The organism is Microbacterium sp. TS-1 (genome assembly GCF_000509385.1).
In the GTDB taxonomy this organism is placed as follows: Bacteria; Actinomycetota; Actinomycetes; order Actinomycetales; family Microbacteriaceae; genus Microbacterium; species Microbacterium arborescens.
This window is the reverse complement of record NZ_BASQ01000001.1, coordinates 2,102,592-2,125,370: the sequence shown is the minus strand read 5'-3', so window position 1 is coordinate 2,125,370 and position 22,779 is coordinate 2,102,592. Positions and strand designations below refer to the sequence as shown.

At 70.1% G+C, this 22,779-nt stretch carries 21 protein-coding genes; 2 read left to right on the top strand and 19 right to left on the bottom strand.

Annotation, left to right across the window (positions count from 1 at the left end; all coding sequences use genetic code 11):
* Positions 1-202: 202 nt before the first annotated feature.
* Positions 203-955 (top strand): IclR family transcriptional regulator, encoded by a 753-nt coding sequence (locus tag MTS1_RS09885; protein WP_023953521.1) that lies wholly within the window; start codon positions 203-205, stop codon positions 953-955.
* Here MTS1_RS09885 and MTS1_RS09880 read toward each other — a convergent pair.
* The 13 genes from MTS1_RS09880 to MTS1_RS09820 all read right to left on the bottom strand — a co-directional run bounded on the left by MTS1_RS09880 (position 889) and on the right by MTS1_RS09820 (position 14,048).
* Positions 889-1,746 carry a DUF1028 domain-containing protein gene (locus tag MTS1_RS09880; protein ID WP_023953519.1) on the bottom strand — a complete coding sequence of 286 codons (858 nt, stop codon included), beginning with the start codon at positions 1,744-1,746 and terminating at the stop codon, positions 889-891. The two genes, MTS1_RS09885 and MTS1_RS09880, sit on opposite strands and share 67 nt — an antisense overlap.
* 22 nt (positions 1,747-1,768) lie before the next feature.
* Positions 1,769-2,590, bottom strand: coding sequence for an ABC transporter permease (locus MTS1_RS09875; protein WP_023953517.1), 822 nt, complete (start codon positions 2,588-2,590; stop codon positions 1,769-1,771).
* A complete protein-coding gene (locus tag MTS1_RS09870) occupies positions 2,587-3,345 on the bottom strand; it encodes an ABC transporter ATP-binding protein (protein ID WP_023953515.1) in 759 nt (252 codons plus the stop codon). The genes MTS1_RS09875 and MTS1_RS09870 overlap by 4 nt, the downstream gene beginning before the upstream one ends.
* Positions 3,342-4,679 (bottom strand): amidohydrolase family protein, encoded by a 1,338-nt coding sequence (locus MTS1_RS09865; protein ID WP_023953513.1) that lies wholly within the window; start codon positions 4,677-4,679, stop codon positions 3,342-3,344. Before MTS1_RS09865 ends, MTS1_RS09870 begins: the two co-directional genes overlap by 4 nt.
* Positions 4,676-5,767, bottom strand: coding sequence for an ABC transporter substrate-binding protein (locus MTS1_RS09860; protein ID WP_052007664.1), 1,092 nt, complete (start codon positions 5,765-5,767; stop codon positions 4,676-4,678). Before MTS1_RS09860 ends, MTS1_RS09865 begins: the two co-directional genes overlap by 4 nt.
* Before the next feature lie 161 nt (positions 5,768-5,928).
* The gene (locus MTS1_RS09855; RefSeq protein WP_023953510.1) at positions 5,929-6,495 is read right to left on the bottom strand and encodes a helix-turn-helix domain-containing protein; all 567 of its coding nucleotides are present in this window, start codon (positions 6,493-6,495) and stop codon (positions 5,929-5,931) included.
* Positions 6,496-6,687: 192 nt separating this feature from the next.
* On the bottom strand, positions 6,688-7,425 hold the full coding sequence (locus MTS1_RS09850) for an SDR family oxidoreductase (RefSeq protein ID WP_023953509.1): 738 nt from the start codon (positions 7,423-7,425) through the stop codon (positions 6,688-6,690).
* Positions 7,422-8,216 (bottom strand): SDR family NAD(P)-dependent oxidoreductase, encoded by a 795-nt coding sequence (locus tag MTS1_RS09845; protein WP_023953508.1) that lies wholly within the window; start codon positions 8,214-8,216, stop codon positions 7,422-7,424. The genes MTS1_RS09850 and MTS1_RS09845 overlap by 4 nt, the downstream gene beginning before the upstream one ends.
* Positions 8,217-8,243: 27 nt before the next feature.
* Positions 8,244-8,867 carry a hypothetical protein gene (locus tag MTS1_RS09840; RefSeq protein WP_023953507.1) on the bottom strand — a complete coding sequence of 208 codons (624 nt, stop codon included), beginning with the start codon at positions 8,865-8,867 and terminating at the stop codon, positions 8,244-8,246.
* Positions 8,864-9,787, bottom strand: a complete 924-nt coding sequence (locus MTS1_RS09835) for a carbohydrate ABC transporter permease (RefSeq protein ID WP_023953506.1) — start codon at positions 9,785-9,787, stop codon at positions 8,864-8,866. The genes MTS1_RS09840 and MTS1_RS09835 overlap by 4 nt, the downstream gene beginning before the upstream one ends.
* Positions 9,784-10,722, bottom strand: coding sequence for a carbohydrate ABC transporter permease (locus tag MTS1_RS09830; protein ID WP_023953505.1), 939 nt, complete (start codon positions 10,720-10,722; stop codon positions 9,784-9,786). Before MTS1_RS09830 ends, MTS1_RS09835 begins: the two co-directional genes overlap by 4 nt.
* A 61-nt stretch (positions 10,723-10,783) precedes the next feature.
* Positions 10,784-12,094 carry an ABC transporter substrate-binding protein gene (locus MTS1_RS09825; protein WP_023953503.1) on the bottom strand — a complete coding sequence of 437 codons (1,311 nt, stop codon included), beginning with the start codon at positions 12,092-12,094 and terminating at the stop codon, positions 10,784-10,786.
* A gap of 70 nt (positions 12,095-12,164) precedes the next feature.
* Positions 12,165-14,048, bottom strand: coding sequence for a glycoside hydrolase family 2 protein (locus tag MTS1_RS09820; protein WP_081731772.1), 1,884 nt, complete (start codon positions 14,046-14,048; stop codon positions 12,165-12,167).
* Between the two features lie 133 nt (positions 14,049-14,181).
* Here MTS1_RS09820 and MTS1_RS09815 point away from each other — a divergent pair, with 133 nt between their 5' ends.
* Positions 14,182-15,174 carry a LacI family DNA-binding transcriptional regulator gene (locus MTS1_RS09815; RefSeq protein WP_023953499.1) on the top strand — a complete coding sequence of 331 codons (993 nt, stop codon included), beginning with the start codon at positions 14,182-14,184 and terminating at the stop codon, positions 15,172-15,174.
* A gap of 107 nt (positions 15,175-15,281) precedes the next feature.
* Here the strand turns inward: MTS1_RS09815 and MTS1_RS09810 are convergent, their stop codons facing one another.
* From MTS1_RS09810 to MTS1_RS09785, 6 genes are read right to left on the bottom strand one after another with little or no spacing between them, the layout of a single operon-like run.
* Positions 15,282-16,124: a CoA ester lyase gene (locus tag MTS1_RS09810; RefSeq protein ID WP_023953497.1), complete on the bottom strand. Its 843-nt coding sequence runs from the start codon at positions 16,122-16,124 to the stop codon at positions 15,282-15,284.
* Entirely contained in the window at positions 16,121-17,308 is a 1,188-nt protein-coding gene (locus tag MTS1_RS09805; protein WP_023953496.1) for a CaiB/BaiF CoA-transferase family protein, read from the bottom strand. Before MTS1_RS09805 ends, MTS1_RS09810 begins: the two co-directional genes overlap by 4 nt.
* On the bottom strand, positions 17,305-19,269 hold the full coding sequence (locus MTS1_RS09800) for an SUMF1/EgtB/PvdO family nonheme iron enzyme (protein WP_023953494.1): 1,965 nt from the start codon (positions 19,267-19,269) through the stop codon (positions 17,305-17,307). Before MTS1_RS09800 ends, MTS1_RS09805 begins: the two co-directional genes overlap by 4 nt.
* A complete protein-coding gene (locus tag MTS1_RS09795) occupies positions 19,266-20,198 on the bottom strand; it encodes a ribokinase (RefSeq protein ID WP_023953492.1) in 933 nt (310 codons plus the stop codon). Before MTS1_RS09795 ends, MTS1_RS09800 begins: the two co-directional genes overlap by 4 nt.
* On the bottom strand, positions 20,195-21,565 hold the full coding sequence (locus tag MTS1_RS09790; protein ID WP_023953490.1) for an ADP-ribosylglycohydrolase family protein: 1,371 nt from the start codon (positions 21,563-21,565) through the stop codon (positions 20,195-20,197). Before MTS1_RS09790 ends, MTS1_RS09795 begins: the two co-directional genes overlap by 4 nt.
* Positions 21,562-22,731, bottom strand: coding sequence for an ADP-ribosylglycohydrolase family protein (locus MTS1_RS09785; protein WP_023953489.1), 1,170 nt, complete (start codon positions 22,729-22,731; stop codon positions 21,562-21,564). Before MTS1_RS09785 ends, MTS1_RS09790 begins: the two co-directional genes overlap by 4 nt.
* Between the last annotated feature and the right edge of the window lie 48 nt (positions 22,732-22,779).

The window sequence follows — 22,779 nt, the reverse complement described above, 5'->3', positions numbered from 1 at the left end:
TCGGTGACCGGAACGTTCGGGTTAGTCCCTGACTGGGATGTATGCGACGGTATGCCTCGGATATGCGGCGCCAGTTGCCCGCGTGTATCCGGAATGTTTCGTCTCGCCCGAATCGGGCATCTGGCGTTCCGTTCAGTGAAACGTGGCCGTACGCTTCTGCGCAGAGCGTGCCGGACGCTCATCCACGCGAGGAGAGTGCGCCATGGCCGATACTGCCCCGTCGACGACATCCCGGGTCGCCGAGGTGCTGATGTCGTTCACCGACGCGACCGCGCCGCTGGGCGTCTCGCAGATCGCGAGGTCGTGCGACCTGAGCAAGGCGGTGGTTCACCGCATCCTGCAGTCCCTCGTCGCATCGGGACTCGTCGACTACCTGCCCGACACTCGCCGCTACTGCCTCGGCCCAGCGGCGGTCGCCCTGGGTCAGACGGCAGCCGCGGGCAGCCGGCTGTACTCCGCGGGGATGCCGGCGATCTCGCACCTGGCCAATCAGACCGGCGAGACCACGACGCTGACGGCCCGCCACGGACATGGACGGCACTACATCGGCCTCGTGGAGAGCATCAACCCGATCCGCATCAGCGTGCGCATGAGAGACCATGTTCCGCTGTGGTCGGGAGCGAGCGGCATCAGCATCCTGGCGTTCATGGACCCGGTCGACATCGACTACGTCCTGAGCCAGGAGCGGCACGCGTACACCGAGGCGACCGTCATCGACGAGACGATGATCCGAGACCGTCTGGCCGAGACCCGCGAGCGCGGGTGGGCGCATACCGCGGGCGAGCGCGTGCGGATGTCGAGCAGCGTCGCCGCCCCGATCTTCGACCGTGATGGCAGCCCGGCCGGTTCTCTCTCGGTCGCCTACCTCGTCGACCGACTCGGCGACACTCAGCACCACGACCTCGCGCAGCTCGTGCTGGCCGCCGCCCGCGACGCGACCGCCAGACTCCAGTAACCCCCGCCTGTTCGCGGCGGCGAGGGTGCGCATCTGCACGGTCCGGGGCGGCCCGCACCGTGCAGATGCGCGTTCTCGGCGTCAGCGAGAGGGCGAGACGGCGGGCTGGCGGGCGAGCCAGTCGTCCATGCTCGTCTCAGGTGATCGAGCCAGTGGTCGCCGTAGTAGTCGGCGAAGGGCAGGTACTCGTCGAGGATGCGGCGCAGCTCCGAAATCGCGTCGAGCCCCTCGGGAGCGATGTCGACGCGCAGGTCGACGTGCGCGCGCCGTTGACCGCGTGCCGTCGTGATGATCGACGACGACAGGTGCCGGCGCCCCTCACCTCCGGCGGCGAGGCCGGCCTCGAGCGCCCGCATGAGACGCTCCTCGAAGAGCCCGGCGGTGTCGTTCTCGTACGACGCGGCCATCGCCTCGAGCACGCCCGCACCGATGAGCGTGTTCCCGAGCACGGCGAAGCCGTCGCCGACGAGGTGACCGGCGTACTGCGACTCGATCACGACGTCGCCGGTGTGGGCGGCGACGCGACCGTCGTCGAGCACGATGCCCAGCTGCCGGTACCGGAACGACTCGTCGGTCGCGGCGAGCGCCGCGATGATCGTCTCGGGCGCCAGACCCGTCGTCCCGAGGTCGAGGGCGCGCTGGCCGAGCCGCCAGTCGGAGTGCCACTGGCTCGTCACCGCGACCCCTCCCGCAACATGGGGGCACCGCGAGGCGAGCGCGATCGACCCCGTGCCCTGGCAGACCCCGACCGCACCCGTGCTCGGATCGGTGGCGATGATGCTGAACGTCATCGTGTTCTCCTTCCGGGCGCGCTCAGCGCGCCGTCATTTCCCAGCGGATGACCACGCGGCGGAGGACCCGCACGACGAGGTTGAGGACGATGCCGAGCACCGAGAGGATGATGAGCAGCGCGAAGACCGCCGCCGTCTCCATCCGGCCCTGCGCCTGCAGGATCAGCACGCCGAGGCCCTTCTGCGCCCCGACGAACTCCGCGACGATCGCGCCGATCATCGAATTGGCGACGGCGAGCTCGAGCCCGGAGAAGATCTGCGGGAGCGCCGCGGGCAGCATCAGGCGCGTCTGGATCTGCAGCGGCTTCGCGCCGTTGACCCGGAACAGGTCGACTTGGTCGCGGTCGACGCCGCGGAACCCGTGCAGCGCGTTGACGAGCATCGGGAAGAAGGCCAGCAGCACGACCACGACGACCTTCGAGGGCATCCCGAACCCGAACCAGATGATGAACAGCGGCGCGACAGCCACCTTCGGGATCGACTCGATCGCGACGATGTAGGGAAACACCACGGCGTAGACGGTCGGGAACTGCGCGAGCACGATCGCGAGCACGAGGCCCGCGACGACTCCGATGCCGAGGCCCGTGAGCACGATCGACATGGTGGATGCCGTGTTCTCGAGGTAGCGCGGGAACGCGTTCGGGTCGAACAGCGCCTTCAGCACATCGCTGAGCGGCGGCACGACGTAGACGGGGGTGTTCGTCCAGCCGGGGACGAACTGCCAGCCCAGCAGCAGCAGGCCCAGCAGAGCCAGTGAGGCGATGACCCGCTTGGCGGGCGTGTTCACGACGCGTCGCGTGACGAGCCGGGTCGTGACGGGGCGGGTCCGGACGGAAGTGCTCATGCGTTCACCTCGAAGTGACGACGGATGTGGGCGGTGAGGGCCGCGAACTCGGGATCGCCGAGGAGCTCGGGGGTGCGCGTCTTTCCGAACGGGATGTCGATGATCTCGGCGATGCGTCCGGGGCGCGGGGTCATGACGACCACGCGCTCGGCGAGGAAGACTGCTTCGCTGATGCTGTGCGTGATGAGGACGGCGGTGGTGCCGGTCTCGCGCCAGATGCGGTTGACCTCGACGTTCAGGGCGTCGCGGGTCATCGCGTCCAACGCCCCGAAGGGCTCGTCCATCAGCAGCACGGCGGGATCGTGCACCAGCGCCCGGCAGATCGCCGCGCGCTGCTGCATCCCGCCCGACAGCTCGTGCGGGTGCTTGGTGGTGAAGTCCTCGAGACCCACCATCGTCAGCAGCGTCCGCGCGTGGGCGCGATCGGCGCCGGTCACCCGCCGGCGCAGGCTGAGGGGCAGCAGGACGTTGTCGAGGATGTTCAGCCACGGCAGCAGGGTCGCCTTCTGGAACACCATGCCGGCCTCGCCCCGCGGGGCGCCGATCGGCACATCGGCGATCGTGGCCGTGCCGGCGGTGTGACCCTCGAGACCCGCGAGGATGCGCAGCAGGGTCGTCTTGCCGCATCCGCTCGGCCCCAGAACCGAGACGAACTCGCCCTCCGCGATCCCGAGGTCGACGTGCGAGAGCGCCGTGACGTCGCCCGTGCGGGTCTGATAGGTCTTCGAGAGGTCGGAGATCTCGATCAGGCTCATGGCTTCTCCAGTCCGTAGACGCGGCAGAGGTTCTCGTTGAGCACGCGCGCGGCGAGCCACTCGGCCTGAGATGTCGTCCACAGGCGGTCGGCGACCCCGGCAGTGAGCGCGCGGTCGAGCGCGAGCCGGCCGCGGGCCGTCGAGGCGACGTGGAACTCGGGCTGCCCCGTGTCGGTGCCGAACATCACGCGGTCGGCGGGAAGCAGCTCGAGCCACTCCTGCAGCATCCGTTCGAGGGCGTGGTGGTGGAGGTACGGCATCCACGAGTAGTCGAGGAAGACGTTGCCGTGCGCCTGACTGAGCGCCGGGAGCAGCGACGTGTACGGGTAGCCGCCGTGGATGAGGATGATGCGCAGCCGGTTCAGCGCCGGATCCGACAGCAGGGGCTCGAGGTTGCGCGGATCGGCGCCGCTGAGCAGCAGGCCGGGCTCGGCGTGGCCCATGCCGGTGTGGATCTGCACCGGCAGCTCGCGCTCCACCGCGAGCTCGGCGATCGCGAACACGAGGTGATCGGCGAGCGCGGTGTACGCGGGGGTCTCCAGCGACGCCGGGTCGGACCGGAGTGCGGCGTAGGCCGCCTCGGCCTCGTCGCGCGAGCGTCGCCGGAAGTCGAGCGCGCGCACGTAGGCCGACGCGATCTTGAGGCCGACGAAGCCCGACTCCTGACGGCGGATGATCGAGTCCCGTACGAACGCGACGTACTCGCCCAGCGTCGCCGGCGGGGCGTCGAGGCCGGCGGTCTTCAGCAGACCCTCGAGCACCGTGGCGAACACGCGCCGGAAGCGGGGCGTGTCGGAGCCGCGGCGGCGGAAGGCGGGGTGACCGAACGGGTAGAGGTAGGGGTCGATGCGGCCGATCGGCTTGTAGCGCTCGGGCGTCCAGGCGTCCGCGTCGATCCACGGCAGGTCGGTCAGCACCGCCGCCGTGCCGGAGATGTCGAGCGCCTCGCCGTACAGACCCGCGAAGTCGGCACGTCTGCGGTCGCGGCTCATCCGCACGATCTCGTCGTGACCCAGGTCGCCGTAGAGCGCGCGACTGCCCTCGACGAGTGATACGCCGTGCACGCTCGTCGACTGGAACCGGATGCTCTCGTCGAAGAGCTTCTCGATGCCGTGGGCCGCGTCGAGCCGGGCGAGCTCGTCGCGGTCGCCTCGTCCACGGGCGGCGACGAACTCGTCGAACACGCCCACGGGGAGGTTGGCCTCGACATGGCCGGCCGCGTTCTCGCGTTCGAGCGCATCGATGCCTTCGAGCTCCTCGCCGGGCCGGACGTAGCCGGCGTGGGAGTGGTGGTCGATCGCCGGGACGCCGTCGGTGTAGGTGAGGGAGCTCATTCGGCGCTCCAGTTCTGAGCCTCGGCGACGACGGCATCCGCGTCGAAGTCGTTGTACGCCTCGACGAAGGTGTTCGGGGCGGCCGCGACCGTGTCGACCTCGGAGTCGATGATTCCCGAGTCGAGCGCGAAGGTGCCCCACGCGGCGAGAGCCGACTCGCTGTACGCACCCCACGACGCGGTGTCCTGCGGGTCGTCGGCGGTGAGCAGCTCGAGGCGGCGGTTGAGCGCGACGAGGTCGATCGCCAACTGGTCGTCGATCGAGTTGCCGGCGACGAGCGTGTCGGGGTACTCCTCGTACATGATCCGCAGGGCGGCCTCGGGGTTCGTCGCGGTGAAGAGGGTGGCCTTCGCCATCGCCCGGCCGAAGGCCTCGATCGTCTCGGCGTTGTCGGCCGCGTAGTCGCTGCTCGTGAAATAGGTCGTCGAGAAGAGCGATGCGGCTTTGTCGGTGGTGAAGTAGCGCAGCGGCGTTCCTTGAGCCTCGAACGCGGCGTACTCGGTGTCCCACAGCGACAGCGCATCGACCTGACCGGTCGTGAGCGCCTGCAGCGCGGCGGCGCCGGTTCCGACCGCGAGGTGGCTGTAGTCAGCGTCGGGCGTGAGGTCGGCCGACGCGAGGATGCCCTCGGACAGCAGCATGTTCGACGTGCCCAGGCTGCTCTGGCCGATGACGGCACCCTCGAAGTCGCCGAGCGAGGTGATGGGGCTGTCGTCGAGGACGGCGAGCGATCCGGTCTGCTTGCGGATGTAGTTGTAGACCAGCTGCAGCTGGCTGCCCTTCGTCATCGCCTGCCAGATCGGCTCGGGCGGGGTGCTCCCGATGTCGAGCGAGCCGGAGTCGATGCCCTGGACGATCGAGGTGGAATCGCCCGTCACGACGATGTCGACCTTCAGCCCCTCGTCCTCGAAATACCCCATCGCCTGGGCGACGGCCATCGGCGAGTTGTTCGCGCCCATGTTCGTGGGGATGCCGAACTCGACGGTGGTCGTGCCGTCGGCGGATCCGGCGTCTTCACCGGCGCAGCCGGCGATGGTGAGAGCGAGGGCGGCGGTCACGGTGACCGCAGCGGTACGGGTGAACTTCATGGTGTCTCCTAGCGCGGGTGGTTCGCGGATCGGGTCGATCCGGCGATGTGGGTGGAGCTCAGGGACAGTGGTGCGATGCCTGCGCGCAGGCGTTTTCGGCATGGCCGAACACCGGTGCCGTCCGTCGGGAGCAGGACGGCACCGGGAGCTGAGGGACGGGGTCAGTCCGTCCGGGGCGGATTCTCCGAGGGTGGCGTCACGACCCAGAGGGCCTCGCCCACCGCATCGCCGATGTTGACGATGCTGTGCGGCGTGGAGGTGCGGTAGTCGATGCTGTCGCCGGCGGTGAGCTCGAACTCCTGATCGCCGAGCCGGAACCGGAAGTCGCCGCGGAGGATGACGCACACCTCCTGCGAATCGCCGTGCGTGTAGCTGTCGCTTCCCTCACCGTGGCCGGGCTCGTACTCCGACACGAGCACCTCGACGTTGCCGAGCGGGGGCTGCGTGATGCGGAAGTGCCGCACGTCGTTGCCCGCGGCCAGCATGGGACGCTCCTCCTTGCGGAGCATCGTGCCGAGGGTGGGCTGAGCGCTGAAGAGCTCGGTCCACGGGATGCTGAACGCCCCGGCGATCCGGCGGACGACGTCCAGGCTCGTGTTGGCCTGGCCGTTCTCGATCTGGCTCACGTAGCCGGCGCTGATCGATGCGCGTCGTGCGAGCTCGCGCGTCGACATCTTGCGCAGGGTGCGCAGTTCTCGAACGCGGGGGCCGAGGTTCGCGTCGTCCATCGCTCTCCCTGGGTTTCGGTAATCACACTGATCGGTGTCAGTAAGCAGAGCGTATACCGGGCGAGCGCGTCGGAAATTGCTGATGTGTTTCGTGTGTGTAACCGAGTTCCGGGACGCCACATACAGCAGTGAGGGTGCGCATCCGCACAGTCCAGAGCCCCCGACACCGTGCAGACGTGCACCCTCGCGCCTTCAGGGCCGCGCGACCGGGCTGATCACCAACTCGTCGATACGCACGTGCGGGGGCGCATCGATGATGAAGCGCACCGTTCGCCCGATGTCGTCGGGAGTCAACATCCGCTCGCGGGCGTCGGCATCCGGCACTTCGGGGCGCAGGCTCAGGAACTCCGTGTCGACGTCGCCCGGGCACAGGTGGCACGCGCGGATGCCGGCGGCAGCCTCCTGCGCGTTCAAGGTCTCGCAGACAGCGGCGAGCGCGCGCTTGCTGGCGCTGTAGGCGACACCCGCGACGGGCGAAAAACGCCAGGCTGCGATCGACGACACCACGACGACGACGGCCGAACCGGATGCCCGGAGGTCCGGGAGCGCTGCGTCGATCACGTGGATGACGCCGTGGAGGTTCGTGTCGATGACCTGTTCGACCTCGCTGACCGACTGGTTCTCCCACGTCCGCCGCGGCGAGTTGAGGCCGGCGGCGAGGACGAGCTCGTCGATGCGGCCCCACCGATGACGGATCTCGTCACGCGCCGCACTCACCGCGCCCGTGTCCCGGGCGTCGAACGGCAGCACGATCGCCTCGCTGCCCGCATCCGCGACCTCGCGCGCCGTCTGGGCGAGCATGTCGTGGCGCCGTCCGCTGAGCGCGAGGCGCCGGTCGGGGGCCAGGGCCAGCGCGGCGGCGCGGCCCATCCCGCTGCCGGCTCCGGTGATCCATGCGACGCGTCGCTGGGAGGCGATGGTGGAGGTCATGCCCGGGCCGCCATCTCGTACGCGCGCTGGGGGAACTGGGTCGCGAACTTGCCGCCGCTCACATCGAGCAGCGTGCCCGTGACGTAGCGCGAGGCATCGCTCGCGAGGAAGCAGACGGCGTCCGCCACCTCGCGCGGGTCACCCCAGCGCCGCAGCGTGAGCGTGTCGAGCAGGCGACGCTGCTCGTCGTGCGGCTTGTCGGCGAAGCCGTTCATGTCGGTGGGGATCATGCCCGGAGCGTACGCGTTGGCAGTGATCCCCCAGGGGCCCAGTTCTCCCGCGAGTGTTCTGGTGAACTGGACGACAGCGGCCTTAGATGCCGCATAGGCCGCACCGCCGACACTGGGGATGATGGCCGCGAACGAGGCCGCGTTGACGATGCGGCCCCCGCCCTGCCGCTTCATCGCGGGGATGACCGCATGGCAGGTGCGGAACGTGCCGGTGACGTTGACGTCGAAGACGCGGTTCCAGGTCTCGGCATCGGCGTCCTCGATGAGCCCGTCACCCAGGATGCCGGCGTTGTTCACCAGCACGTCGACGCGTCCGAACCGGCTCAGCGCAGCATCCACGGCCTGCCGCACCGAAGCGGACGACCGCACGTCGCACGCCAGCGAGGCACCGTCGAGTTCCGCGTCGCGGCGTGCGTCGTCGGCCCAGGCCACCGCATCTTCGGCGATGTCCGTCGCGACGACGACGGCGCGCTCACGCATGAATGTCTCGGCGATGGCGCGGCCGATGCCGCGACCCGCTCCGGTGACGACGACGACCTTGCCGTCGAGATCCCACTGCATCGTGCTCTCCTCCGATCGGGGCCGCGCCTACGCGGCTCTCCTCGATGATGTCGCAGCGCGGCGGCGTTCGGCACCGACGAGCGACACGACGACGAGCCCGGGCGCGATCACGATGAGGGGCGGCAGCATCCATACGACGGTCGCGCTCACCCCGAGGCCCACCAGCACCAGCGATGTTCCGATCGGGTCGTCGACGACGATGCCGCGCCCCTCCCGCCAGAGGTCGATCCACCGCGCGCCCGGCGTCCAGAGCGCCGCGGTTCGCAGCATCGCGACGGCGACCACGACCGCCAGTCCGCCGCTGATGATCGCGAAGACCGTCCCGCCGGGAAGCGCCCCCTGTGCCGCCCCGACCGCGTTCAGGGCGAGGAGCGCGATGACCACGGCGCAGGCCGCACCGAACCACCAGCCCGAACGCACTGCCTGGAGGCCGCGCAGAGCGAAGAGTCGGATCGAGTCGGGCTCGTCGTCGAGGTGTGCGCGGAAGTGCTGCACCCCTGCGCCGAAGGCCGGAGCCAGGGTCACGAGCGGCAGCGACAGGAGCGTCACCCCGATGCCGACCACGAACATCTCGCCGAACCCGGCGACGCCCGAGCAGCCGAAGACCGCGCGGCTCTCGGGCGATCCGTCTGTCTTGCGCGCGGAGGTCATCCCTTGAGCCCCTCCGTCGCGACGCCCGCCACCAGGTACCGCTGGAAGGCGAGGAAGAACAGCACCACGGGCACCAGGGCGAGGATCGCCATAGCCATCTGTGCGCCGTAGTCGCTGGTCGAGGTCTGGTCGACGTAAAGGCGCAGAGCCAGCGGCATCGTGTACATGCCCGGATCCTTGAGGTACAGGAGCGGCCCGAAGAAGTCGTTCCACGACCAGATGAACGCGAAGATCGAGCTCGTGACGAGCGCGGGTCGCATGAGGGGCAGGATGACGGCGGTGAAGGTGCGCGCATGGCCGGCGCCGTCGATGCGCGCGGCCTCGTCGAGATCGCGCGGCAGACCCCGGATGAACTGGATCATGAGGAACACGAAGAAGGCGTCGGCCGCGAGGAACTTCCCCAGCAGCAGCGGCCAGTAGGTGTTGATCATGTCGAGCTGATTGAACACGATGTACTGCGGAATGATCACGACGTGGAACGGCAGGAGCATCGTCGCGATCATGCACAGGAAGAAGACCTTGCTGCCGCGGAAACGGATGCGGGCGAACGCGTACGCCGTGACCGAGCACGAGAGCACGACCCCGACGACCGAGGCGACCGCGAGGATGAGGGAGTTCACGACGAACGTCCAGAACGAGACTCCCCCGATGCCGGCGAAGGCGGTCGCGTAGTTCTCGAGGGAGAAGCTCTCCGGCACGAGACTCACCGAGCCGATGATCTCGTTGCCCGGCTTGAACGACGACATCACCATCCACGCCGCCGGATAGAGGATGACGACGAGCACGGCGATCGCGAGCACGTGGAAGACCGCTGCGCTCCCCCGCGTGCGCCAACCCCGCCCTCCCGCGTGCTCGCGGCCGCGTCGCCGCGACGACGAGTCGGTCGTGATGAGCTCGGTCTGGGTGATCGTGTTCGTCATCGTTCGTCCCCCGCATAGTGAACCCACGCCCGCGATGTGCGGAACAGCATGAGCGTGACCAGCCCGACGGCGATCACGAGCACCCAGGCCATCGCCGAGGCGTAGCCCATCTGGAAATCTCGGAATCCCCGCAGGTAGAGGTAGAGCGTGTAGAAGAGCGTCGATCCGGCCGGCCCACCGCTGCCGTTGGAGATGATGTAGGCCGAGTTGAACACCTGGAAGGCGTGGATCGTCTCGAGGAGCAGATTGAAGAAGAGCACGGGCGACAGCATCGGGATCGTGATCGAGAGGAACCGGCGCACCGGTCCGGCGCCGTCGACGGAGGCCGCCTCGTACAGCTCGGGCGGCACCTGCTTCAACCCCGCGAGGAAGATCACCATCGGCGCGCCGAACTGCCACACCGTCAGCAGGATGAGCAGCGGCAGCGTGCGCGCCGGGTCGCCCACCCATCCGCCCTCCGAGGCGGGTGGCCCGCCGAAGAACGAGCCGATCTGCGCGACGATGCCGTCGTCGATGAACATCGCCTTCCACACGATCGCGATCGAGACGCTGCCGCCGATCAGCGAGGGCAGGTAGAACGCCGACCGGTAGAACCCCTGGCCCCGGCGTGGTGCGTTCAGCAGCAGCGCCACACCGAGCGCGGCAACGAGCTTCAGCGGCGTACCGACCAGCACGTAGATCCCGGTGACCTTGACCGCCTGCAGGAAGTTCGGGTCGGAGAACATGCGCGTGTAGTTGTCCACGCCGATGAACTCGGGATCGTTGAACAGGTTGTAGTCGGTGAACGACAGCACGAGCGAGGCGACCATCGGCCCCGCGGTCAGGGCGAAGAACCCGATGAGCCACGGGCTCAGGAAGAGATAGCCGGCACGCGTCTCGCGTCGAGCCCGCACGGTCGAGCCCGCACGAACCGGGACGACGGCTGCAGCAGTCATGGCTTGTTCCTTTCTCCTGCGAACCGGCGTCTCGGCCGTACGGCAGGGTCGTGCGGAGCGGTCAGGAGCCGAGCACCAACGAGATCTCCGAGAACAGCTCCTGCGCGAACTGCTTCGTGGTCAGGTCGCCGTACCTCAGCTGCTCGTGCAGCTCTCCCCACTTGGCCTCGATGGTGCCGTAGCCCGCGGGGAGGATCGGGTAGCTCGCCGTCAGCTCATCGTCGATGGATGCGAGGTAGTCGAGGTTGACGGTGTCGGCTGCGGTCTGATCGATCGCATCACGTCCAGCCTCCGTGGGCGGTGTGCCGAGCGACGTACCGAAGATCGTCGCGACCTCGGGCGAGGTGGTGAGGAAGTTCACGAAGGCAGCAGCGGCCTGCTGCTGGTCGGAGTTCTTCGCCACGCTCAGCAGCATGCTCGGCTTGGGCGCGAGCACATGCTCGTCCTGGCCCTTCTCGAGCGGCGGCTGCACCATGCCGATGTTCTCGGTGCCGGCATCCGTCATGCCCTGCAGCACCGTCGTCGAGAAGTTGAACCAGATCGCCGTCTCACCGGCGAGGAAGCCCCCGCTGGGCGAGAGGGCGACGCTGCGCTCGACGGGGTAGAAGTCGCCGTCGTCGCGGAGGTCGGCGGCAGAGTCGAGGTACTCGATCACATCGTTCTCGTCGAACGCGGGCGCACCGTTCTCCTCGAAGACCGGGTTGCCGTCCTGCATGAGGTGGTAGATGAAGTTCGGGAGGCCGCCCGTGTAGTCCTCCGCCCCGTAGATCCGGGGTTCGGATGACGCTCCCGCCGCGTTGACCTCGAGGACGAAGTCGTTGAACTCGTCCCAGGTCATGTCGTCGGTCGGATAGTCGATGCCGAACGAGTCGAGGATGTCCTTGTTGTACATCATCGACCAGGCGTTCGTGCCCAGCGGGACGCCGACGAGTTCGTCGTCGACCGTTCCCGATCCCAGCACCTGATCGTTGACGCCGTCGAGCGGGAGCAGTGAGTCGCGGTAGGGCGAGAGATCGGCGAGCAGACCCTTGCTGGCGTATTCGCCGAGGTAGCCGGCATCCATCATCACCACGTCGGGAAGCGACTTTCCCGCCGCCTCGGTGTTGCGCGCAGTCCAGTAGTCGCCCCAGGCGTTGAAGTTGCGCACCACCTCGACGTTCGGGTACTGCTCGTTGAAGAGCGCCACGACCTCTTCGAAACGGGCGGCACGGTCTTCGTTCCCCCACCACGAGAAGCTGATCTTCGCTGCGGTCTGGTCGTCGAAGGTGATCTCCTCGGGGGCGGCGTTCGAGCCGCTTCCCGTGCCGCAGCCGGCGAGCAGAAGTGCTGCGGCTCCGACGAAGGCGAGCGATGCGGGCAGTCTCTTGATCATGGTTCCTCCTCATTGAGCGGGCATGGGCCCGGGGTGTCGATGGCGGTGGCCGGTCGAGAGCCGGCCGAGGTCAGTCGGTGTCGGTTCCCTGGACGAGTGAGCGGATCGTCTCGACGGGCAGCTTGGGTTTCCGGGCTTCGGTGAGCAGGCCGTTCCGCTCCTGCATGGTGTCGGTGAGCTGCGTCCAGCACCAGCCGGCGAGCCCGTCGGGTCGGCCGGTGAAGCCTCGCGTGCCCGACTGCACCGCGCGGAGGATCGCCGCGACCATCCGGCCGTACTCCTCGGCGCCGCGCGCTTCGGAGTAGCCCCAGGAATCATCCGGGCTCGCATCAGCCGCCCACTTCACCCCGCCGAACTCGGTCAGCATGACCGGCTGTCCGCTGTCGGCCGTTCCGGGCAGACGCACGCGGCGACCGGCCGGGCCGATGCCCGAGACGAGCTTGCGCAGCTCGACCGCGTCGACGTCGTAGCGGCGGGCGAGGATGCCGCCGTCCGCCTCGTAGTCGTGCAGGGTCCACAGGTCGGAGGTACCGAGCTCCCACCCGTCGTTGGAGATGACGGGCCTGGTGGGGTCGAGCGCCTTCGTCAGGTGGAACAGCGCTTCGGCGAAAGCCCGCTGATCCGAGCGCGAGGCGATGTGCTGCACGCCCCAGCTCTCGTTGAGCGGCACCCACGTGATGATGCTGGGGTGCGCCCGGTCGCGGAGCACGGCTTCCGTCCACTCCGCGGTCGTCCGCTGCACGGCTCGCTCGTCGAACGTGTACGTCGCGGCCATCTCGCCCCACACCAGGAGTCCGAGCCGGTCCGCCCAGTACAGGAAACGATCGTCCTCGACCTTCTGGTGCACGCGCACCGAGTTGAAGCCGAGCTCGGCGATCAACTCGGCCTCGCGTCGCAGTGCGTCGGGCGAGGGGGCCGCGAGGTGAGACTCGGGCCAGTACCCCTGACTGAGAACCGACCGCAGCGTCACCGGGCGGTCGTTGAGCAGCAGCGCGCCGTCGCTCCAGGAGACGCTGCGCAGACCGAGGTAGCTCGCGACGGCATCCGTTCGGCCACCGTCATCCGTCAGTTCGATCCAGGCGTCGAGCAGGGTGGGCCGGTCTGGGCTCCAGAGCAGGCGTTCGTAGTTCTGACCGTTTCGCTGTCCGTCCAGGGCGATCGTCAACGTCGCCCTCGTGCCGCTCGTCCGCATGGTCGCGGCGGCGAGCTCCCGACCTTCGTGCGCGATGCGGACGCTCGCGCTCGCACAGGCAGGCCGGCTCAGTCGGAGCTCGAGGGTCACCGTGCCGTCGGTGAGGTCGTTGGTCCAGTTGAGCGCGGTGATGTGCTGCGGCGCGACGGACTCGAGCCACACCGACTGCCAGATCCCCGTCGTGCGGTGGTACCAGATCGAGTGGGGCTGTTCCTCCCAGTCCTGCTTCCCTCGAGGCTGCGCGAGGTCGTGCGGGTCGTCCTCGGCGCGCACGACGATGACATGCTCGCGAGCGTCACCGTCGAGCGCGTCGGTGATGTCGACGGCGAAGGGGGTGTGGCCGCCCTCGTGGCTGCCGACCATCTGCCCGTCCACCCAGACGGTGGCCCGATAGTCGACGGCACCGAAGCGCACGATCGCACGCTGCTCCGACCGGTGTCCGGCGGCGGCGAGGTCGGCGTCGGTCAGCGTCCGGCGGTACCAGACGATCGGATGGAACCCCGTCTCGCCGACGCCCGAGGCCGGCGACTCGGGCGGGAAAGGCACGAGGATGCTGCCGGCCAGGTCACGGCCGTCGAACCACCGCTCGGCGACGCCTCGGTCGTCATCGTCGTGAGCGAACCCCCACTCCCCGTCGAGCAGGAGGAACGAGTCGCGCACGAGCTGCGGACGCGGCCGCGCCGGTTCGAGCGTGCTCGCACGCACCGTGTCGGGCTCTCGACCGGCATCCTGCTCCACTGCATTGACTCCCTCTGCCGGCATCGATGCCGGCGTTGTCGCTGACCCGCCCGCAGACGGGATGGAAACCGCTTTCCGTTCCACGTTGAACTACACGATAGTTCCACGCTGAACTAGAGTCAACAGCGACCCTCGGAACTGCTCGACAGGAGCCTGCATGACCCGCGTCACACTCGCCGACGTCGCCGCTCGTGTCGGCGTGAGCGCGAAGTCCGTCTCCAACGTCGTGAACGGAACGGGATGGGTCGGCGACGAGATGCGACGGCGCATCCTCGCTGCGATCGACGAGCTCGGATACCGACCGAACCTCGCCGCACGGCAACTGCGGAACGGGCGCAGCGGACTGATCGCGCTCGTCCTCCCCGATCTGCGAGAGCCCTACTTCGCCGAGTTCGCGTCGCAGTTCGTCACCACCGCGCAGACCCGGTCATTGACGGTTCTCATCGCGCAGACGGGCGGCGCCCGTGCCGCGGAGCTGGCGATGATGGCCGGCGAGGGCTTCCCCGCGCTCGACGGGATCGTGATGAGTCCGCTCGCCCTGACCGCCGACGATGTGCGCGACCGGCCGAGCGTTCCTCCGCTCGTGCTGATCGGAGAGCAGGCCGAAGAGCTCGTGAACCCTTCGGTGCATCACGTCGGCATCGACAACGTCTCGGCGGCGGCAGCAGCCACCACGCAGCTCATCGAGCAGGGGCGACGTCGCATCGCCGCGGTAGGCGTGCAGGAAGCCGGGCCCACTGCCACCTCTCGACTCCGATTCGAGGGGTACCGGCGAGCGCTGGCCGCAGCGGGCATCGCCGACGACCCGGCGCTGTACGCCTCGGTCGATCAGTTCAACCGCGCCGAAGGGTCGACGGCAGTCGCACGCCTTCTCGCGAGCGGAACCGATGTCGATGCGTTGTTCTGCTTCAGCGACAGCCTCGCCCTCGGCGCGCTGTACACCCTCGGCACCCACGGCGTCTCCGTGCCGGACCGCGTGCAGGTCATGGGCTTCGACGACATCGAAGAGGGGCGCTTCCACATCCCCGCGTTCTCGACCGTCGACCACGGTGTCGAGCAGGCGGCGGCGTCGATCCTCGACATCCTGAGCGACGCGACCACGCAGGCCGGCGTGCACCATCAAGTGCCGTACCGCGTGATCACCCGCTGACCCCGCCCTCCGAGGTCCCACTTCGGCCGGGAATCCCGGCTCGGTAACCGGCCCAACCGGGACCTCGCATGCGAAGGATGCAGGGGGCCCGGCGGATGCAGCGAGGGTCAGGGCGCGGCGGCGAGGATGCGTTGCGCAGCCTTGACCATCGCGATGTCGATGAAGGTGCCGTCGTCGAGCACGAACGCGCCCGTCCCGTCGGCGGCCGCCGTGCGCACCCGCTCGACGATGCGCCGCGCGCGCTCCACCTCGTCGGCGTCGGGGGTGAAGACCCGCCGGATCACCTCGATGTGCCGCGGATGGATGGCCGTCCGCCCCGCGTAGCCGAGCGCACGACCGACCCGGCAGCTCGCCTCCAGGCCCTCGAGGTCGGCGACGTCCGCCCACACCGCCATGAGCGGCAGCGGCAGACCGGCCGCCGCCACGGCGTTCACGACCCGCGCGCGCGACCACGCGAGCCCGGGCTCCCCCTCACGCCCGGCGGGCACGCCGATCTCCGCGCGCAGGTCGGCCTCGCCCACCGCGACCGACGCGACCCCGGCCTGCGCGATCTCGAACGCCCGCTCGATCGCGAGCGCCGACTCGAGCAGGGCATGGATCTCGCGCCCGGGTGCGGCGGCTCGGACCGCCGCGACGTCATCCGCCGACTGCGTCTTCGGAAGGCGGATGCCGAACGCCGCGGGCAGATCCGCGACAGCAGCGACGTCCTCGTCGTGCGTCCGTGCGCCCCGAGCGTTCACCCTGACCTGCACCGCCGGCGCGGCAGCCCCGAGCGACGCCCACGCCTCGGCGAACTCGGCGAGCGACGCCCGCGCCCGCACCTTGCGCGAGGGCGCGACGGCGTCCTCGAGGTCGACGATGACGGCATCCGCTCCCGCATCCAGCGCCTTCTCGAAGCGCTCGGGGCGGTCGGCGGGCGCATACAGCGCGACCACGATCGGGCGGGTCATGCGACCGATCCCTCGGCACGCATGCGGGCGATGTCGTCGTCGGTGTAGCCGAGCGAGGCGAGCACCTCGGCGGTGTCGGCGCCGTGAGCCCGACCGGTGAACGCGATCGTCGACTCGTCGCGCGACAAGCGGAACAGCGGCCCCTGCATGGCCATCTCACCGAGATCGGGGTCGTGGATGCGGTGCACCGTGCCGAGCGCCTGGAACTGCGGATCGGAGACGATGTCGGACGGCTCGTAGACCGGGGCGACCGCGGCCTGCGCCGCTTCGAACGCCTCGATCACCTCGTCGCGCGTGCGCTGGGCGATCCAGCTGCCGACGGCCTCGTCGAGCTCGTCGGCGTGCTGCGCCCGGCTCGACCCGCTCGCGAACCACGGCTCGGCGGCGAGGTCGGGGCGGCCGACGAGGGTCATGACCCGCTCGGCGATCGACTGCGCGCTCGTCGACACGGCGACCCACGAACCGTCGGCCGTGCGATACGTGTTGCGCGGCGCGTTGTTCGCCGATCGATTGCCGGTGCGGGGCTGCACGGTCGCGAGCTGATCCCAGCGCGTGATCTGCGGGCCGAGCATCGCGAGGATCGGCTCGATGATCGCGACATCCACCTCCTGCCCGCGGCCGTCGCGGTCGCGGGCGTGCAGCGCGGTCATGATCGCGTAGGCGGTCGCGAGTGAAGCGATGCCGTCGGCGAGGCCGAACGGAGGAAGGGTAGGCGGCCCGTCAGGCTCGCCCGTTGCGGCGGCGAACCCGCTCATCGCCTCGGCGAGCGTGCCGAATCCGGGGCGACTGCGGTACGGCCCGATCTGCCCGAATCCGGTGACGCGGGCGAGTACGAGGCCGGGGTTCTCGGCAGACAGCTCGTTGTACCCGAGTCCCCAGCGTTCGAGGGTTCCGGGGCGGAAGTTCTCGACCACGACGTCCGCGGTGCGGGCCAGGCGCAGGAACGCCTCGCGCCCGTCGGCGGTGTGCAGGTCGATCGCGACGGTCCGTTTGTTGCGGCCGAGCGTCTTCCACCACAGGTTCTGGCCGTCCTTGCTCGGACCGTGACCACGTGCCGGGTCGGGCTTGGTCGGATGCTCGACCTTGACGACCTCGGCTCCCATGTCGCCGAGGTGCATCGCCGCCATCGGGCCGGCGAAGAGGGTCGAGGCGTCGATGACGCGCAGTCCGTTGAGCGGGGTCACGAGCGGTCCTCCCAGCAGACGCGGAATCCGATCGAGGGCGACGCGTCCTGGCCGAGTCCCGGCAGGAGAAGCTTGGCCGAGAACTCCGGCGTCTGCACGCCGCCGTCGAAGTACCAGTCCGAGCCCTCGCTGCGGTGGGCGCTGCCGCCCTTGAGCATGACGAAGCGGGTGCGGCCGTCGGAGTGCTCCGACTCCGTCCAGTTCCACACCTCCGGCGTGCGCCGCCGGAACGACGGATCGGATGCCGCGAGCTGCCACTCGTCCTCGGTGGGGAGACGTCCGCCGACCCATGCGGCGTACTCCCGGGCCCGCGCGAAGGTCACCCGCGTCGCCGGACGCTCGGGGTCACGGGCATCCGCGTCTTCGCCGATCGCGTCGAGGAACCGCGCGTACTCGGCCTCGGTCACCTCAGCCGCCCCGACGCGCACGGGATGCCGCACCTCGACGAAGCGTTCGAGCGTCCGCTGATCGTGCAGGCGGGGCGGCAGCGGCTTCCACTCGTCGACGTAGGGTGCGCCCTCGTACATCCCGGTCTCGCGCGCACGGAACCGCACCGTGAGCAGGTGCGTTCCGGGCGTCACGGTCACCGTCTGGACCTCATCCCGCGCGCCGGTGTCGCGCACCGGCCCGGCCCACGCCGGAGCGGTGAGGCGCCGAGCTCGGCGGTGCGGGAACGACCCGTCCGCCACCGGCGGCTCATCGTGCAGCGCGGCCTTCACCTCCGCGACGACCGGCGGCACGTCGGCGTCCGCCGTGTCCGCGGCATCCTCAGCCAATCGCACCGCGGCGGCGACGCCACCGGCCGGCACCGTCACCGATGAGACCCGATCGCCGGGCTCGTGCAGCGGCACCCACCGGCCCCCCGACTCGAGCTCGAACTCGACGTCGGCGCCCGACGTGTTGACGAGGCACAGCAGCGTCACCCCGTCGAGCTCGAACGCCGACCCGAATACCGGCGCGTCGTGCACGGCAAGAGGCGTCCACTCCCCCTCGACCAGCCAGCGGTGCATGCCGCGCTGCACGGGCAGCATCCGCCGAAGGGTCGCGGCGTCGCGGTCGTTCCAGCCGACCCAGACGCCGAAGACGACCTCCCACACCATCACGCCGACGCCGTTGAGCCATGCCGAGCGCAGCTCTTCTGCGTGGTCGCGGTGCCACCGGCGGATGTGGTGCTGCATGTGTCGGCGCTCGAACCACCGGGCGCGCAGCACGCCGGGCACCTCCGAGTCGGCGAACCACTGCGCCCACGACAGGGTGTGGTCGGCGATGCGCTCGGTCGCGAGCTTCGACTCGCCCTCCAAGCCGATGCCCGGGCGCGCAGCATCCAGGGCCGCGACGAGATCGGGGTCGGCCTTCCGCAGCGTGTCGAGGAAGACGCCGTCTGCGCCGAGGCGCCGCACCGTCGCGGCGAGCTCCGCGGCGTCGCCTCCCGAGCGCCGCGTGCCGACGTCCCACGGGTTGTAGTCGACGAACACGGCCACACCGGCGGCGCGCAGCGCCTCGGCGGCTTCGACGAGCCCCGGCACGGCGTAGAAGTCCCACTGGTTGCGGTCGTCGATGCCGATGACGGGGTAGGCGTGCCACAGCACGATCCCGTCGAGACCGCCGAACCGGCGCTGCGCGTCGGCGATGAAGCGTTCCGGCGTGAAGCGCTGCTCGTCGAAGTCGAAGAACAGCTCGTCCCAGAGCCAGACCTGGGCGACCGTGAAGCACCGGCTCGCCCACGCGGACTCGGGCTGTTCGTAGCGGGTCGGCACGCCGTGCCGTTCGCGAGCGCCTTCGCGCCACGTCGTCAGCTGGGCACGCCATGCACCGAGGTCGGCCGGATCCGTCGGCGCGACGAAGATCTTCGCGTCGTCGAGCACGACCGCGGCGTCGCCCGAGCGCACGTCGGCATCGAGCGGCACCGGCGTCGGGCGGTCGATCTCGCGCGGGACCAGGGGATCGAATCCGCCGCTCACGGTCGGTTCTCCTTCCGGAAGGCGGCGACCTCGTCGGCTGTGGGCACCGCGTCCTGCGCACCGGGGCGCGTGACGGCAAGGGCGGATGCCGCAGCACCGGCGCGCGCGGCATCCGCGAGCAGACCGAGATCGACGGTGTCGGGGCGGCGTCCGCAGGCGGCGAGCGCGGCGGCCAGCACACCGCAGAAGGTGTCCCCGGCGCCCGTCGTGTCGACCGGCGTCACGACATGGGCCGGCACCTCGGTGCGCTCGTCACCGCAGACGACCAGGCAGCCGCGAGAACCGAGCGTGACGACGAGTCCGCGCACCGTGCGGGCGAGGTCGGCGATGGCCACGTCGAGGTCTCCGACGCCCGCCGCCTCGAGGGCCTCGTGCTCGTTCACGACCAGCACGTCGGTCGCCGCGAGCAGTTCGTCGCGGCGGGCGGCGAAGGGTGCGGACGGCGCCGCGTTCAGCACGTGCCAGGCTCCCTCGCCCCGGGTCGCTGCGGCGTCGCGTACCAGAGCCACCGGAATCTCGAGCTGCGTGAGCAGAACCGAGGCCGAGGCGACGACGGCGCGTTGCGCGTCGCTCAGGGAATCGCGTGCGGCGTTGGCGCCGGCGGCGACGACGATCGCGTTCTCACCCGACGCATCCACCGAGATGAGCGCTGTTCCGGTCACCTCGTCGACCTGCACCACTCCCGAGACGTCGATGCCGTCGGCCTCGAGCGCTGTGCGCAGCGCCTCGCCCACGGCATCCGTTCCCACCGCCCCCACGAAGGCGACCTCCGCGCCCCCGGCGCGCCGGGCGGCGACGGCCTGATTGGCCCCCTTCCCCCCGCCGGTCCGGACGAGCGACGAAGCGAGCAGCGTCTCGCCGGGAGCGGGGATGCGGGCGACGCGGGCGACGACGTCCTGGTTGATGCTGCCGACGACGACGACGCTCACGAGGTTCCCTCCGCGAGCGCGACCGTCCGCTCGGCGAGCTCGCGGATCGATCGCTGCGGCCCGCCGGGCATCGAGGTCGCGATGCTGTCGTTCAGGGGCGCCGTCCACGCGGGCCCGATGCCATCGGCACCGACGAGGCCGCCGACTACCGAGCCGACCGTGGCGCCGACCGAGTCGGTGTCCCAGCCGCCGGCGACGGCGAGCGCGACGGCGGCACCGAAGTCGCGATCGTGGGCCTGCAGCGCACAGGCGGTGAGCGCGGCGTTGTTCAGCGTGTGCACCCAGTGCATCCCGGCGAACTCGCCATGCAGGGCGTCGAGCGCACCCGCCGTCGTGAGCTCGCCCGTGGCGAGCGCTCGGCCGGTCTCGCGCCCGAACCGCACGGCCGCGGCCAGGCGGGAGGCGGGCGGCACGACGGTGTCGGCGGCATCCAGCACGGCATCCGTCGAGTCGGCGACGAGGGATGCCGCGCAGAGAGCGGCCGCCCACATGGCGCCGTACAGGCCGTTGCGGGTGTGGCTGAGCCGCGCATCGATCCACGCCGAGTGGGCCGCGGCCCGGACATCGCCGGGGTGCGCCCACCCGTGCACGTCGGCGCGGATGAGGGCGCCGATCCACTCGCGGAACGGGTTGCGGTGGGTCGCGGTCTCGGGCACCGGCCGGGCGTCGAGGATGTTGCGGTACGCAGCGCGTTCGGCGGTGAACACCCGCCCCGCCGGCAGGGCCGCGAGCCAGGCCTCGGCGACATCATCGGTCGTCAGCGCGGAGCCGTGCCGCTCGAGCAGGTCGAGGGCGAGGAGCGGGAAGTTCAGGTCATCGTCCTCGGGCATCCCGGCGATGTTCTCGACGAGCGAGGTCGGGGCGGAGCGGCGGTTCCAGGGCCAGCGCTCCGCGACGTCGGCGGGCAGGCCGCGCGCGGTGAAGTAGCCGCTGATCGGCCAGTTCCCCGTGGCACGTGCGATCTGCTCGATGCCTTCGCGCGGGATCTTCTCGACCGGCTTGCCGAGCAGGCACCCCGCCGACCGGCCCAGCCACGCGCCGTGTACGCGATCGAACGCGGCGCCGCGGTCAGCGCTCGGCTCGGGTTGCGCGGGAAGCAGTGCTTCGATCGCTTCCCACTCATCGGGTTCGTCAGCACTCGGGCGCTGCAGTCCCTGCAACTCATCGAGCACGCGACGGGCCGTCGCGCGCAGTTCGGCGGATGCCGGTGTCGCGCTGGCTCCGGAGGGAGCGAGGACCGTCGCTCCGCCGGCATCCGCCCAGCGCCGTTCGATCGCCGACAGCTCGTCGTCGGGCACCCCCTGCTCGCGCAGCGCCGCGAGTTCCGCCGGCACCAGGTCTTCGGGCTGAGCCCACGTCAGTCTCACGCCTCTGCCCCCACCGACAGCAAAGACATCAGCGACTCTGCACGCGCGGCAGCCCGCTCGGCATCGGCACGGGCGACGTCGCGCACGACCTCGACCATCGTGGTGACGACGCCATCGAGGTCGAGGCGGCTCGCGGTCACGACCTCGCGCACCCACTCCTCGGGAACGGCGGCGCTGCCGTGGAGCCCACCGCAGATCGCGCCCGCCATCGTGGCGATCGAGTCGGCGTCTCGGCCGTAGTTCACCGCGTCCAGCACGGCGGCACGCAGGTCGCCGTCGTGGGCGACGACGAAGCCGAGCGCGACGGGGAGCTCCTCGATGGCCTTCGTCCGCGAGGGAAGACGCGCGTCCATGGCCGGTGACCGGTAGGCCTCGCCCACGGTGTCGAAGGGCCGCACCGCGTCGCGGATGATGCGACCGAGCTCACGCGGATCGTCGGATCCGCCGGCGGCGCGGAAGGCGTCGACGGCCTCGAACACGGCGCGGATGGCGGCGGCGGTGCCGTCGTGCGCGACATCCATCACCGCCCGTCGAACATCGTCGACCGTTGCTCCCGGAGTGGCGGATGCGGCGACGGCGGCCGCGAACACGCCAGCGGCCTCGCGACCGTACGACCATTGGTGCGCGCCGGTGATGTCGATGGCCTCGGCATACGCGCCGCGCGGGTCGCCGATGTGCACGAGGCCGACGGGGGCCATGTACATCGTCGCGCCGCAGTTGACGACGTTGCCGACGCCCGCCTCACGGGGGTCGGCGTGGCCGTAGTGCAGCTTCATGACGAGCCACTTCTCGGCGAGGAACACGCGTTGCAGGATGAGCGCTTCGTCTTCGAGCTCGGGGATCCAGCGCCGCTCGCCCATCATGAGGGGCACGAGATCGCTCGCGACGTCGTACGCGTCGAGGTGCCGGCGCTGCTTGGCGTACACCTCGATGAGCGCGTGGGTCATGAGGGTGTCGTCTGTGACGTGTCCGTCGCCCTTGTGGTACGGCGCGATGGGGCGAGCCGTGCGCCAGTCGGGCAGGAAGGGACCGACGATCCCCTCGACACGTCCGCCGTGCCGCTCCTCGATCTGCTCCGGGGTCCAGCCCTCCGTCGCACCGCCGAGCGCATCGCCCACGGCGGCTCCCGCCAGTACTGCTGCCACCCGATCGTGCAACACGTCCATTACGTCCCTCTCTTCGTTCGAGCGTGTGAGGCGGGGGCGGATCGGATC

Coding starts and splice junctions, on each gene's coding strand:
- MTS1_RS09885 (WP_023953521.1), top strand. CDS start 203: ATGGCCGATACTGCCCCGTCGACGACATCCCGGGTCGCCGAGGTGCTG.
- MTS1_RS09840 (WP_023953507.1), bottom strand. CDS start 8,867: ATGACCTCCGCGCGCAAGACAGACGGATCGCCCGAGAGCCGCGCGGTC.
- MTS1_RS09815 (WP_023953499.1), top strand. CDS start 14,182: ATGACCCGCGTCACACTCGCCGACGTCGCCGCTCGTGTCGGCGTGAGC.
- MTS1_RS09835 (WP_023953506.1), bottom strand. CDS start 9,787: ATGACGAACACGATCACCCAGACCGAGCTCATCACGACCGACTCGTCG.
- MTS1_RS09855 (WP_023953510.1), bottom strand. CDS start 6,495: ATGGACGACGCGAACCTCGGCCCCCGCGTTCGAGAACTGCGCACCCTG.
- MTS1_RS09845 (WP_023953508.1), bottom strand. CDS start 8,216: ATGCAGTGGGATCTCGACGGCAAGGTCGTCGTCGTCACCGGAGCGGGT.
- MTS1_RS09875 (WP_023953517.1), bottom strand. CDS start 2,590: ATGAGCACTTCCGTCCGGACCCGCCCCGTCACGACCCGGCTCGTCACG.
- MTS1_RS09860 (WP_052007664.1), bottom strand. CDS start 5,767: ATGAAGTTCACCCGTACCGCTGCGGTCACCGTGACCGCCGCCCTCGCT.
- MTS1_RS09825 (WP_023953503.1), bottom strand. CDS start 12,094: ATGATCAAGAGACTGCCCGCATCGCTCGCCTTCGTCGGAGCCGCAGCA.
- MTS1_RS09880 (WP_023953519.1), bottom strand. CDS start 1,746: ATGACGTTCAGCATCATCGCCACCGATCCGAGCACGGGTGCGGTCGGG.
- MTS1_RS09810 (WP_023953497.1), bottom strand. CDS start 16,124: ATGACCCGCCCGATCGTGGTCGCGCTGTATGCGCCCGCCGACCGCCCC.
- MTS1_RS09785 (WP_023953489.1), bottom strand. CDS start 22,731: ATGGACGTGTTGCACGATCGGGTGGCAGCAGTACTGGCGGGAGCCGCC.
- MTS1_RS09820 (WP_081731772.1), bottom strand. CDS start 14,048: ATGCCGGCAGAGGGAGTCAATGCAGTGGAGCAGGATGCCGGTCGAGAG.
- MTS1_RS09830 (WP_023953505.1), bottom strand. CDS start 10,722: ATGACTGCTGCAGCCGTCGTCCCGGTTCGTGCGGGCTCGACCGTGCGG.
- MTS1_RS09865 (WP_023953513.1), bottom strand. CDS start 4,679: ATGAGCTCCCTCACCTACACCGACGGCGTCCCGGCGATCGACCACCAC.
- MTS1_RS09850 (WP_023953509.1), bottom strand. CDS start 7,425: ATGACCTCCACCATCGCCTCCCAGCGACGCGTCGCATGGATCACCGGA.
- MTS1_RS09870 (WP_023953515.1), bottom strand. CDS start 3,345: ATGAGCCTGATCGAGATCTCCGACCTCTCGAAGACCTATCAGACCCGC.